The organism is Porphyromonas endodontalis, assembly GCF_052173515.1.
Classification (GTDB): Bacteria; Bacteroidota; Bacteroidia; order Bacteroidales; family Porphyromonadaceae; genus Porphyromonas; species Porphyromonas endodontalis_A.
In genome coordinates this window covers 1-13,250 of record NZ_JBQMYL010000005.1, presented here as the reverse complement: position 1 = coordinate 13,250, position 13,250 = coordinate 1, and the positions used below count along the sequence as shown (strand labels likewise).

The following is a 13,250-nucleotide window of genomic DNA, read 5'->3' as shown; positions in this document are numbered from 1 at the left end:
AAAACCCTCAGAGTCCCTCGTCCTGCGGTTATTGCACGAATCGTCGAAACCGAAGAATGAGGCTCTCTCTGAGGGTACAAGTAAGATCATTTACTCCGCATCTACAAATAGGCGTACCGAGTTCTTGAGCCTGCTCATATAGCGGCCAACATCCGAAGAGGAGTCGCCAAAGAACATTCCCCAAGCATAGAAGGGACCATTGTCTGTAGCTGACCAAAAATAGCCCTCAGACCCTCTAAATACAACTGATCCGGACGAAGTGACCATACCCGAGGCAGGGAATTGTCTCACCACTTCCTTCTCTCCCGTCCAAAAAGAGTCCTTGGCAATATCCTCAATGGTAGTCGTTAATGGAGTAGCTAGGGGCCGTGCTGTGATTTTTAGAACTCTATGTCCGTCATTGGGTACTAGCTCGTAGCGCCATGCCGAGACAAGTTCTGTTCCCTTGTAGCGAAGGGCATATACGATACCATCGCCTGCGGCGTGGTAGTCATTGGTCGACGTAACTTCTTTTCCTGCTACGGATACTGTTTCCGAGATATCCTTCTGATCGTAGGGTATGGCAAAGTTGATATAATCAACGGGACTCTTGTCGAGAGGAATAATAGACATCCATTCTGCTTGAGTGGGAAGATGGTAGTTTGCTCCAGCTATTGTAACCTTGCTTGCTTTCTCCATAGCTTCTTGATAAGTAAAGTATCCGCTCACGTCGGTTGCCTGTGTGCTAACGAAGTTATTACCCTCCTCGTTGATATTGTATTCTGCTACGTACTCAAGGGGGAGTTTTGGCTCCGTTTGAAGCGCCCTGGTGGTGAACTCTTTTTGTACAAGAGGTCCCCACTTGTCGTCCGCATTCTTGGCAAGGGCGATAGCTATATAGGTGCTTGCCGGATCGAGCTCTTCCCAAATCCAAGTATGGGGTTCTGTATAGAAGGGGAGTTGGGCTGTCTCCGGAGTGTCTCGCAAATATGCGAGCATTTCCTCTTCTGTCTTGGTGCCTTTCGGGAAAATAGCCTCCCTAAAGGAGGAGGTATTGACGTCGGGCGTGGTCGTGATGGTTGCCGTTTGCTCGGTAATCTCCGTTACTTCGATAGTACAAGACGCAGTCTCGGAGGTGCCCTTGGGTTTTGTAATCACCTTAAAGGTATCGTAGAGATCGGAGTATTGCCCTTCGGCATCAATTAGAACCACATAGAGGGTATACTCTACATTCTTTTTTAGTTCGCTAAAGGTCTTTTCTTTTACCCCTTCGTATGGCTTCCCCGTTTCAGGGTCTACCCCGAATTGGACACCATAGTGTTTCAAGTCGGGGATCCCAAGCTCCTGCATCTTCTGGTCACGTGCGGGGTTGTTGGTCTCTTCGCATAGATAGAAGTAGCCTTTTACATCCCCATTGGGTATCAACTTTGCCTTGAATCCATTTGCCTTCACATCCGAGAAAGGCACCTGCATACTCGGTTCTCCTTTTAGTGAACCTAGGGGCACGGTGAACTGGATACGCGTAACGTCCCCGGGGCAACCTAACTCATCGTAGGGCAAGAAGAGAGCCGTATAGCTATACCCTCGCTGCATACTCGGTAGGTCGTACTGCTTATTCCCCTCTGTCTCCAGGATTTGCAATCCTGCGCGTGCTGCCTCCTCGGGATCGAATAATTGGAGGCACTGATACTCATCCATCTTTGCTACCTGATGAGCCTCAGGAAGCACAAAAGAGATGCGCCGTACATTTTGCCCTACAGCACCTACGGTTAGTTTCATGGCTCCTGTTGTACCATTGGGATGTGGGGCAATCTGCGGATGGAGTGCAAGGTCCACCTTGTCCGTTAGGAACTTGATACTATCAAGATGTTGGACGCGGTATGGGATGACCTTTCCGTTCTTGGTGTACAAGAGCATGCGCTCACCACTCTGTGCCTGTGCTATAGTGGGACGGAGTAGCCCGAGGAACCCTACAAGGAGGGTCAGTAAGAGTAAAGATCTTTTCATTGTACTAAACCTATTTGTTTGTATTAATAAGATTCCAAACTATAATATCATAAGTAGTATTTCTAGGGGCAAATATAATAAAAATCCACTCCCTTCGACAAGAAGAGGGTGAAAAGGAGGAAGAATTAGAATGTGTAGGGGGCGAAGCTGGCTGCCCTCGGATCTTGAGGAGGTGTAAGCGACAATTCTCACCTACACACTGTAGCTAATGAAAATCCCTCCTCAGCTAGCTGGGGAGGGATTCGGTTATTACAACTTAGGACGTCTGTTATTAGTAACCTTTGCTATCGCCGATATTGGCATACTGAGCGTTGAGCACACGCCCTTTTTTGTCGAGTGCCATAACAATAACTCCAAGATCTTGTTGTTTCCAATTGCCCTCGGGAGTAAAGATGTACTGCCCGGTATGGATGTCGCCCTCAAACTCTACGCCAAACCCGAGAGGGGACTTATTGTAGAAATCTCGGAGTACGTGGTCAAATCTTTGGTTCCTAATAGGATTTCCCTTGTCAGGGAAAACAGAATTGACCTGATCGGCATGTAGGTTGTTTTCGTAGAGGGCAATACAGAGACGAACTTCTGATGTAAAGGTTGGTTGACGGCGCACTTTCGTTTTTGCCACAACCTTGCCATTCTCGAGTCTCACGTCCAACGCAATACCAACTTGGGTAGTAAAGTCGGCAAACGTCTTCTGAATTATTTCAAAATTGAGCGTTGAGGAATACATGCGATTAGCCCTAATCGTAGGGAATCCTCTTATGCCCTGGGCTGCGGAGAGTGGCTGAACTAGTTGGTCGACAGCGAAGGGATCACTCCTCCCTGAGTGAATCTCGAGGGTCACGAACATAGGATCCTTGTCAGCCTCTTCCAGTATTGCGTGGGCTCTAGGGCAATACTGGCACCAAGTGCCTGTCCAGTCTTCGAGCAAGACGTGTGGAGTGGGTTTGAAATCCTCCGGTTCTCCCTTTGTTGCTGTCACCTCAATCTCGGGCGAAAACAGCTCTCCATATTGAGCTTTGAGCTCGAATGTCCCTGCTTCTTTGGGTTGGAATGCAGCACCCTCTAGCTTCTCTCCATTGGCAAAGTAGGTAACCTCTTTGAGAGGCTCCCCTCCCTGATTGTCGGCGTCATAGCAAGAGAGGGCTACCTTATCCATACCATCTACCAATACTATGGTCTTATCCACTTTGAGGATAATAGCCTTTACCTCAGCTTTTTCTTCGCGAGCATTGACGGTAATTTCGTTGGAAATGATCTCCCCAACCATGGCTACAACTTTGTATTCTCCGGGGATCTTGGTGGAAAATTCTGCCTTGTCTATCTTTTTACCGTTGACCTTGTATATAGCTTTTTGAGAATAATCTTGATTGGATTGATCACGTACCGTAAAGACCGCTTTGTCCTCGCCATTGGCTACGATAGTGAGCTTATCGGCACTAAGTGTAAGCTTGGTTTGGGTGGGTTTCACCGACCCATCACATGCTGCGAGCAGCATGGTCACAAGTAAGAAAAAGATGCTACTGATTTTTTTCATTTGGGGGTATTCTAGTGTATTTGTACTTATTTCTTGGGAGAACTATTTTGCCGTGCAAAATCCTTAGGAGCCTCCGATTTGTCCTCCCTTTTGGTGGGGTAAAAAGAAAATCTCAGCCTTTATATCGCAAAGATAGGGGAAATGTTGAATAACACGATGCTACACCCGAAGAGTTGAAGCCAATCTCCCACTTCGTCGCTTCTCTGTGAAATGGAGAAATTTCTCTGCCCTAGATTTTGCGAGATACAGACCTAAAACAAAAAGATTTGCAGGCTCTGCCTTTTTCTTTTTAGGGCAATTAGGAGGAGAGTTATAGAGCAGGAATAAAAGATTTCTAGGTCAGTTTTTGGAGGAGAAAGTCGTGCTATTTGCTTGCTGATGGAGCGGCGATTAGATACACAACAGGGGGAGTTTTTCTCTCTTTGTCCCTCCCAAAAAAGATCCGCTTAGCAAAAAGCTTTGTATATTTGCGGAGCCGAGTAAACGTTATCGGTATTGTATTGTCAAAGGATAATAGGATAGTAAAGTAATATACAATGCTATGAAGAAAGTTGTTTTTCTACTGGTTACCCTCCTTTTCTCTTTAGGAGTAGCCTTGGCACAGAACGATAAAAAAGGGAATGGTGCCGTTATAAGTGCAGATAAAACCGAGTTCGACTTTGGAACCATCAAGGAAGTAAATGGCCCCGTAAGCCACGTCTTTGTGATTAAGAATGTGGGTACGGCTCCTCTCGTTATTACCCGAGTAAATGCAGCGTGTGGCTGTACTAAACCCGAGTTTTCGACCGAGCCTGTCGCTCCGGGCAAGGAGTCTAAGATCAAGGTTACCTACAACCCTGCCGGTCGTCCCGGTCAGTTCGTAAAGACCGTCGCCGTTTATAGTAATGGCAAAGACGGGGCCTTTACGCTTCAGATAAAAGGTACGGTAGAGTAAGTCCGTACAGAGAAAGATTATTTCCTCCCTCTGAGGGCAATCCTTTCTATGGACTACCCTTAGGGGGCGGTTTTTGCCATAGTTATGAAACGAATAATACGCCTTGGGATACTTTTTCTGATCTCTTCTGTACTCTCCTTTGGGGCTTACAGCCTGTGGGCGCAGGGGGTAATGGGAGAAGCAATCCCTGCAATAACTTTTGCAGACTCCGTCCACAACTTTGGTTTGGTAGCGGAAGAAAAAGGCCCTGTTGGGTGCGTTTTCTCCTTTACGAATACGGGGAATGCCCCACTCGTTATTACCAATGCTACGGCAGATTGTGGCTGTACTACCCCCTCTTATACACGGGAGACCGTAGAACCCGGAGCTAAGGGCGAGGTGCGAGTGAGCTATAATCCTGAGGGGAGACCCGGTACTTTTGTCAAGAAGGTGCGTATCTACTCCAATGCCGGAGAACTGCCCAAAGAACTTGTAATCAAGGGAAACGTGACTACGCTTGGGGGGAATGAGGATCGAAAATACCAGCTACGAGTGGGAGGGCTTCAGGTAAGCAATCAACACCTCGCATTCCCCATCGTTTCTGCTGAAGGCGAGGCCGCAATTCGTTTGGTAGTCAATAATCCTACCAATCAACCCATAATGGTACGCCTCCGCAAGGTACCCAATTTCGTTTCCATCAGTAAGACAGAGTTTACTTTAGCACCCAACGAACCCGAGGAACTTTATCTCACTTCTTTGGTTTCTCCTAAGGAAAAACCGGCTCTTCGTCAGGGTGTTTTGCGTCTTGAGGCATGGGATACTCAAGGGGGTGTTCGTGAGCGTACCGATATTAAAGTGAGTATGCCTGTAGTCCCCGATGAGCTTATGATGGCTACCGGGGAGGCTCCCAAAATGGATTTGCTTACCTATTTCGATTTTGGTGAACGCCCGGCAACGGAGACCATCAAGGGGCGTATCTCCATAGAGAATAAGGGGGATGCTCCTCTCGAAATCTATAGTATCGTATCGGACAACAAGGCCATAAAAATCAAGGCGAAGAGTAAGACCATAGCCGCTGGTGAGAAGGGCGAATTGGTTTATAGCGTGAATATGCGAGAGGTCGCTCGTCAGGGAGGGAAGCTCTCGCAGAATGTTGATATTTTGGTCAACGACCCTCATGGCCCCCTTCGTAAAGTGCGTTTTGAAGCGGCAGTTAGGAAGTAAATTCGTTGCCGAAAGCGAATAAGACAATTATCCCCATGGAAGATAAGCACCACCACCCGGAGAATGACCCTGCCTACAAGGGGCTTAAGGTACAGAGTGGGGTGGCATCTGCGCCTCCCATTGTCAATCCGCACTTCCGGAGACGTCGTCTGCCGGAGTTGTCTGTTGAGCAGTATGTGGAGGCGATTGTGGCAGGGGATATCACGCGTTTAAGTCAAGCCGTTACTCTTGTGGAGAGTACGCTGGAGGCACATCGTGCGAAGGCACAGGCTATCATAGAGGGGTGCCTACCCTACGCCGGCAAGAGCATCCGTATCGGTATCACGGGCGTGCCCGGGGCAGGCAAGAGTACAAGTATAGACTCCTTTGGTATGCACCTTATTCGCCAAGGGCGTAAGCTTGCTGTTTTGGCTATCGACCCTACTAGCGAAGTCAGTAGAGGGAGTATCTTAGGAGATAAGACGCGTATGGAGCAACTCGCTCGTGAGCCGAATGCGTTTATTCGCCCGAGTGCTGCCGGAGATTCACTGGGGGGTGTGGCGCGAAAAACGCGCGAAACCATTATTTTGTGCGAGGCTGCCGGGTTTGATACGATCTTTGTAGAAACTGTGGGTGTAGGGCAAAGTGAAACCGCCGTGCACTCCATGGTAGACTTCTTTTTGCTCATCCAGCTTGCCGGTACCGGAGACGAACTGCAAGGGATCAAAAGGGGAATCATGGAGATGGCAGATGGTATTGTCATAAACAAAGCCGACGGAGAGAATGTAGACGCTGCACGACTCGCCGCTGCCCACTTCCGCAATGCGTTGCAACTCTTCCCCCAAACCGAGTCGGGGTGGGAGCCTAAAGTGCTTACCTATAGTGGCTACTATGCGATTGGTATTAAGGAGATCTTTGACATGATCGACAAGTATCGCCACTACACCGTAGACACGGGTTACTTCGAGCTCAAACGTCAGCGTCAAGCCAAATGGTGGATGTACGAGGCTATCAACGATGCCCTCAAGCATTCGTTTTTCCACAACGAGGCGATCGAGAAGCTCCTCCCCGAGATGGAGCACGCCGTGCAGACAGAGAGTATAACGCCCTTTGTTGCGGCTCATCGTCTCCTCTCTTCTTATTACAATAGTATATCACAAGGAACAACATATAATGAATAACGAACCCGAATCTTTTGAGTACGACGATAGCGAAGCTGTCGCCTATATCCGTAAGAAACTCTCTCCGGCTCTAAAAGAGCGTCTCAGTGATGATGATATTGTTTACTTCGTCGACTTGATCTACGAATACTACGAAAGCCGTGGCATTATAGAGGAGTTTGAAGACGAGAGTGACGATTCGGTAGTGGATATTGACCTCTCGGAGATTGTGGAATACATTATCAAGAATGCCAAGAAGGACCAAATCGGTTCTTTTTCGGAAGAGGAAGTCTTGTCGATTGTAGAGGCCGAAATGGATTTCTGCGGCTTTGAAGAGGGGCAAGAAGAGGCTTAGTAGATGGGTAAAAATAAACTCTCTAAGTTTGCAGATCTAGAGACCTTTTCGTGCGTTCTTCAGTACCCTTATGCGCGTCTAGAGGCTGAGGGATTCCCCTATAAAGGCTCTTGGCGTACCGAGTATTTTGCCTCACCCTCCTCGCCTCTTGTTATAGAGCTGGGCTGCGGTAGAGGAGAATATACAGTGGCGCTTGCAGCGAGTAACCCCGGGTCGCTCTACGTGGGATTCGATCGCAAAGGAGCGCGTCTGTGGGCTGGTGCCGGGGTGGCTCATCGTACAAAAATGCCCAATGCTGCTTTTGTGCGTACGGATATAAATTTGCTCGATCGCTTCTTCTCGGAGGGAGAGGTTAGTGAGATTTGGATTACTTTCCCGGATCCCCAGATGTCGAAGACAAGGGCAAGATTAGTCTCTTCGTTTGCCTTTCGGCTTTACAGACGTATCCTAGCAAAAGAGGGTATTATCCATCTAAAGACCGATAGTCCTTTCCTCTATCAATATACGCAAGACCTCCTAGCAGTAAACGAAATTTGCCCACGCCTCGCTACAGAAGACCTCTACGGCACGGGGCGTAATGTGCTAGAGCAGATCCCCAATACACAGACGGCCTACGAGGCGCAGTGGCTGAGTCGTGGTAAGTCCATCAAATATATCTCTTGGCAATTGCCCCACAGAGAGACTTTTGTAGAGCCGGCGGAGGAGCCGGAGCATGACGATTATCATAGCTTCTCTCGTGGCGTAGTCTCTCCCCCTTCTTTTGAGGAAATAGAGAATAACAGATCTAAATAAATATGGCAACTCAATTATATCCGGCACTCATTATAGAGGCATTGAAGCATGTGCGCTACCCCGGTAGCGGTGTGGATATTGTCTCTTCGGAGATGCTGCAAGACGACATCCGCATAGAGGGATCCAAGGTATCCTTCTCTATCAAGTTTGCTAAAAGCAACGACCCCTTTAAGGCTTCTGTAATTAAAGCTGCAGAGCAAGCGATCTTGACGTATATAGCTCCGGATGTGGAGGTTCGTGGGAACGTAAAAGCTGTTTTTGACGAGCCCCAAAAGGTGGAGCGCGATAACCCTCTAGAGGGCGTACGCAATACGCTCGCTGTCTTTTCGGGCAAAGGCGGAGTGGGTAAGAGCACCCTTACCGCCAATCTTGCCGTAGCTCTCGCTCGCAAAGGCTATCGAGTGGGTTTGCTGGATGCCGACATTTATGGTCCCAGTATGCCAAAAATGTTCGCTTGCGAAGATGCACGTCCTGTGATAGAGACCGTAGAAGGGCGGGGGGATACCATCCAACCCATTGAAGTGGCAGAGGGTATTAAACTTCTCTCTATAGGCTTCTTTGTGGATCCCGACAAGGCTCTTTTGTGGCGCGGTTCCATGGCTTCGAATGCGCTTAGTCAGCTAATTAAGGATGGCAACTGGGGAGAATTGGATTACCTCCTCATTGATATGCCTCCCGGTACAAGCGATATCCATCTTACCCTTGTGCAGACCATCGGTTTGAGTGGGGCTATCGTTATAACGACTCCTCAGGAGATTGCCCTCATCGATGCTCGTAAGGGTATTGACATGTTCCTCACCGATAAGGTAAATGTGCCTGTATTGGGTATTGTAGAAAATATGTCTTGGTTTACCCCCGAGGAGCTCCCCAACAATAAATACTATATCTTTGGGAATGGGGGTGGAGCACGCCTTGCTGAAGAGCTTGGCTTGCCGCTCTTGGGACAAATCCCCCTCGTGCAAGGGGTTTGTGAAGCAGGGGACGAAGGAACTCCTGTGGCTCTGGGCGAAAATACGCTCCTTGCAGAGTATTTTTCCGAGTTGGCCGATCGTGTGGCAAAGCAGGTGGCTTTGCGCAATGAGACCTTGCCCGAAACAAAAAAGGTAATTGTCTCGAAGCATTAATAAATAGTAGAGAATAGAAGCAAAATCTCTCTTTGGTAGACCGGTCTGTCGCTGCTTAAAGGCTAAAGCCTTGAGGAGAGGAAAGTCCGGGCAACATAGAGCACCATGCTTCCTAACGGGAAGGCACCGAGTATCCCCCTCTGGGGAATGCGAGGTGTAGTAGCGTAACAGAGAATAACCGCTTATCGGGGTTCTTTAGAACCTATTTCGATGAGTAAGGGTGAAAAGGTGAGGTAAGAGCTCACCGGGGTGGATGGTGACATTCGCTGCCGTACGTCTCATGGGTTGTAAGATCAAGTACACCGGCATATAGGAGTTGCTCGCGCCTTGCCGGGGGGTAGATTGCTAGAGCCATGCGGCAACGTATGGCGTAGATTAATGGCAGACGCTCGGTCGCTTTTCTCTCGTAGAGAGGCTACAGAGTACAGAACCCGGCTTATAGGTCTATCAAAAAGAGCCCTTTTTGCTTTCTTATTGTGGGGTAGGATTCCACTCCCCATATCCACAACATCGTTATAGTTACTCATAAAGAGATAGATACATGTATCACCTCCCTGTACTTTGTCGCGAAGCTGTAGAGGCTTTGCTTACTCGCCCCAATGGAGTCTATGCCGACGTTACAATGGGAGGTGCAGGGCATACGAGCGAGATTCTTCGACGCCTGGGCGATAAAGGCCATTTGTATAGTTTCGATCGAGACCGAGATGCCATTGCCAATGCTCCGGTAGACCCTCGTTTTACTTTTGTTGCCTCCGATTTCCGTTATCTCTCGCGCTGGATGCGTTATTTTGGCGTTGAGCACCTAGATGGAGTGCTGGCGGACTTGGGGGTCTCTTCTCATCATTTTGATACTGCCGAGCGAGGGTTTAGTTTCCGCTTTGAGGGTGTTTTGCCCGATATGCGCATGAATAATCGAGCTGGGCGCACGGCTGCCGATCTTCTCAATACCTATAGCGTGGAGGCTCTCTCCAACCTATTCTATTACTATGGAGAGCTCAAAGACGCTCGCCGCATTGCCGCTCTTATTGAGAAGGGACGCCCCTCGACAGGGTACCGCACCATAGAGTCTTTGCTGGAGGTCTTGGCTCCCGTACTACCTCCTCAACCTCCTCTAAGACGTAAAAAATTGAGTCAGCTTTTCCAAGCACTACGGATAGAGGTGAACGATGAGCTGGGGGCATTACGCTCATTGCTTACGAGCCTTACCAGTCTCCTCGCTCCGGGCGGTCGGTTGGTAGTCCTAACGTACCATTCCCTCGAAGACCGCTTGGTAAAAGAGTGGGGAAAAGGATTGTTGGGGACCTCTCAGAGTGTGGAAGATAATGACCCTATGACGGCCATTTACGGGCAAAAGCGGAGCGAAATAGAGGTAGTGAACCGCAAGCCTATTCTACCAAGCGATGCAGAAATCGCAGAAAATCCTCGCGCCAGAAGTGCCAAAATGCGCATTTTACAACGCCGCTAGACGCCTATTTCAATATCTTTTTTAGTCTTTGAGGTTTTACTCCTAAGGGGCAGGGAAGAGATTATTAGGCCTAATTCGTCTCTATAAGGCAACTAGGTCAATAAAAACCTATAACTTTGCGGTCGTGGAAAAAAGTAACTGATATATATAATAGTAACAACAGATGCAGAACAAAGGATTTGTGATATTTATCACGACAGCTTTGGCCATTATCTGTGCCTTCTACCTCTCATTTACCCCGGTGGTGCAGCACTATGAAAAGCGCGCCGAGGCTCTTACGGCAGCAGGTCAAGATGGTAAAGCCTACCTAGACTCCATGGCAAACGAAAAGGTTTGGTTTGGATACACTCTCAAAAAAGCACGTACACAACAGATCGGCCTTGGGTTGGACCTCAAGGGCGGTATGAACGTGGTACTTCGTCTGAATGCGAAGGATCTTCTCCGGAATTTGTCTGGGAAAAACGAGGATCCTAAGTTCTTAAAGGCTCTCGATAACGCCGTTAAGAGTACTCATTCGGGTGACTTTATTGATAAGTTTGTCGCAGAATACAAGGCTCTCGCACCCGAGGGGCAGCTTGCTGTAGTCTTTGGTAATGGTAGTCTTCGTGAGGAAATCTCTGCACGTAGTACCGATGCGGACGTGATCAAAATCCTCAAAGCAAAATACGAAAGTGCTTCTGAGGCTTCTATCAATGTACTTCGCACCCGTATCGACCGCTTCGGGGTTGTTTCTCCTAATATCCAAAAAATCGAGGGAGAAGGACGTATCCTTGTTGAGCTCCCCGGTGTAAAAGAACCGGAGCGTGTACGCGGTCTTCTCCAACAGAGCGCAAACCTCCAATTCTGGCGCACTTATACATACGCTGATGTAGAGAGCGATCTTATCACGGCTAATGAGCGTCTTGCAGCTCTCTCCGGAGCTCCCGCAGTGGAACCGGAAACTGTTTCTGTAGCCGACTCTGCCGCAACGGAAGCTACTCCCGCAGTGGCCAATGCTTCAGATTCTAATGCAGTTGCTGAGCAACGCGCTCGTGAGGCCGTAGAGGCAATGGATAAAAAGATGGCCGAAGGCACTAAGCTTTTCGACCTTCTCCAGGTGGTAAACCGCGGAACCGTAGTGGGTCTTGCTCGCAACGCCAACCGTGTAGCTATCGACAGTATGCTCGAAGTGGCACATGAGCGTGGCTTTATCCGTGAAGACCTCATGCTCCTTTGGGGCAACGATCCCTATGTAGATCCTCAAACAAAGAAGGAAACCGATATTTACGAACTCTATGCAATCCGTGGTAACCGCAATGGTGATCCAGACCTCTCCGGAGACGTTGTAACAGGAGCAAAGAGTGAGGTAAGCCAAGGTATCGCCAGCAAGGGTCCTGTTGTTACTATGACCATGGACGAAGAGGGTGCTCGCAAGTGGGCTCGTCTGACAAAGGATAATATCGGTAAGGCTATTGCCGTAGTACTCGACGGCGTAGTATACTCTGCACCTAACGTTAATAGCGAAATTACGGGTGGGCGTTCAGAAATCTCCGGTCACTTCACAGTAGAGCAAACAACCGACCTTGCCAACGTTCTCAACTCGGGTAAGATGGAAGCTTCGGTAATGATCGAGCAAGAGAATGTGGTAGGTCCTACCCTCGGGGAAGAGTCTATCCGCTCTGGGATTATTTCGTTCTTCATCGCATTGGTACTCCTAATGGTGTACATGTGCCTTGTTTATGGCTTAATCCCCGGTCTCATTGCAGACGGTGCTCTCATTGTTAATAGCTTCTTTACGCTTGGTATTTTGGCTTCGTTCCACTCCGTGCTCACGCTCTCCGGTATTGCCGGGCTTGTGCTTACACTGGGTATGGCCGTCGATGCTAACGTGCTTATCTTTGAGCGTATCAAGGAAGAGCTTAGAGCCGGCAAGTCCATGACGCGTGCTATCGCCGATGGTTATGGCAACGCTTTCTCTGCTATTTTCGACTCCAATATCACCACCATCATCACGGCAGCTATCCTCTTTATCGTGGGTACGGGCCCTATCAAGGGATTCGCGACCACGCTTATGATTGGTCTTGTTGCTTCTTTCATCACAGCGGTATTCCTTACACGTATTGTGGTAGAAGCTCTTGATAAGAAGGGGAAAATGAGCAAGGTGACCTACACAACATCTCTTTCTAAGAATGTATTGGTAGATCCCAAGTTCAATATCTTAGGGAAGCGTAAGATGGGTATTGCCATCCCCTCTATCCTCATTATTGCCGGTATTGTAGGGCTCTTTACCCTCAAGCTCAATATGGGTATCGAATTCTCGGGAGGACGCAACTATGTAATTGAGTTTGACCAACCGGTACAGGTGGCTCAGGTGCGTGACGTGCTCGCTGCTCCGTTTGACAATAAGCTCGTTGTAACCTCTATTGGTTCGGATGGTACTCAAGTACGTGTTGCCACCAACTTTAAGGTAGATGAGAATACAGCTGAAGTAGAAGACGAAATCAACACGATTCTCTACGAAAATACCAAGTCGCTTTACAAGAATGCTCCAGACAGAGATACATTCCTCTCTACGGGTATTGTAAGCTCTCAAAAGGTGAGTGCAAGCATGTCGCACGACATTGCTCGTAAGGCACTTATTGCGGTGATCTTGGCTCTCGTCTTCATGGCGGCATACATTTTGTTGCGCTTCCGTCACTTGTCATACTCATTGGGAGCCTTTGCTTCTGTATCGGCAAC

General features: G+C 48.6%; 10 protein-coding genes and 1 other RNA gene. 9 read left to right on the top strand and 2 right to left on the bottom strand.

The annotated features are described in order from the left end of the window. Nucleotides 1-90: 90 nt before the first annotated feature. Both ACTTHR_RS03480 and ACTTHR_RS03475 read right to left on the bottom strand, forming a co-directional pair. A complete protein-coding gene (locus tag ACTTHR_RS03480; protein WP_442605207.1) occupies nucleotides 91-1,986 on the bottom strand; it encodes a hypothetical protein in 1,896 nt (631 codons plus the stop codon). Between the two features lie 271 nt (nucleotides 1,987-2,257). Beyond that, the gene (locus ACTTHR_RS03475; RefSeq protein WP_442605206.1) at nucleotides 2,258-3,520 is read right to left on the bottom strand and encodes an Omp28-related outer membrane protein; all 1,263 of its coding nucleotides are present in this window, start codon (nucleotides 3,518-3,520) and stop codon (nucleotides 2,258-2,260) included. 541 nt (nucleotides 3,521-4,061) lie between these two features. On the opposite strand from ACTTHR_RS03475, the gene ACTTHR_RS03470 reads away from it, so the two are divergent. From ACTTHR_RS03470 to secDF, 9 genes are all read left to right on the top strand, one after another. Then, nucleotides 4,062-4,454 (top strand): DUF1573 domain-containing protein, encoded by a 393-nt coding sequence (locus tag ACTTHR_RS03470; RefSeq protein ID WP_442605205.1) that lies wholly within the window; start codon nucleotides 4,062-4,064, stop codon nucleotides 4,452-4,454. 84 nt (nucleotides 4,455-4,538) lie between these two features. Next, a complete protein-coding gene (locus ACTTHR_RS03465; RefSeq protein ID WP_442605204.1) occupies nucleotides 4,539-5,657 on the top strand; it encodes a DUF1573 domain-containing protein in 1,119 nt (372 codons plus the stop codon). Nucleotides 5,658-5,692: 35 nt separating this feature from the next. Then, nucleotides 5,693-6,817 (top strand): methylmalonyl Co-A mutase-associated GTPase MeaB, encoded by a 1,125-nt coding sequence (meaB, locus tag ACTTHR_RS03460; protein ID WP_304284578.1) that lies wholly within the window; start codon nucleotides 5,693-5,695, stop codon nucleotides 6,815-6,817. Next, a complete protein-coding gene (locus ACTTHR_RS03455; protein WP_004332724.1) occupies nucleotides 6,810-7,151 on the top strand; it encodes a hypothetical protein in 342 nt (113 codons plus the stop codon). The genes meaB and ACTTHR_RS03455 overlap by 8 nt, the downstream gene beginning before the upstream one ends. A gap of 3 nt (nucleotides 7,152-7,154) precedes the next feature. After that, nucleotides 7,155-7,943 (top strand): tRNA (guanosine(46)-N7)-methyltransferase TrmB, encoded by a 789-nt coding sequence (trmB, locus tag ACTTHR_RS03450; protein ID WP_442605203.1) that lies wholly within the window; start codon nucleotides 7,155-7,157, stop codon nucleotides 7,941-7,943. Nucleotides 7,944-7,945: 2 nt separating this feature from the next. Further along, nucleotides 7,946-9,067: an Mrp/NBP35 family ATP-binding protein gene (locus ACTTHR_RS03445; protein ID WP_314863598.1), complete on the top strand. Its 1,122-nt coding sequence runs from the start codon at nucleotides 7,946-7,948 to the stop codon at nucleotides 9,065-9,067. Nucleotides 9,068-9,099: 32 nt separating this feature from the next. Next, nucleotides 9,100-9,522, top strand: an RNA gene (gene rnpB / locus ACTTHR_RS03440) — RNase P RNA component class A. An 86-nt stretch (nucleotides 9,523-9,608) separates the two neighbouring features. Further along, nucleotides 9,609-10,532: a 16S rRNA (cytosine(1402)-N(4))-methyltransferase RsmH gene (gene rsmH, locus ACTTHR_RS03435; protein ID WP_442605202.1), complete on the top strand. Its 924-nt coding sequence runs from the start codon at nucleotides 9,609-9,611 to the stop codon at nucleotides 10,530-10,532. A gap of 163 nt (nucleotides 10,533-10,695) precedes the next feature. After that, a partial coding sequence (gene secDF, locus ACTTHR_RS03430; protein ID WP_442605201.1) for a protein translocase subunit SecDF occupies nucleotides 10,696-13,250 on the top strand: 2,555 nt, incomplete at its 3' end.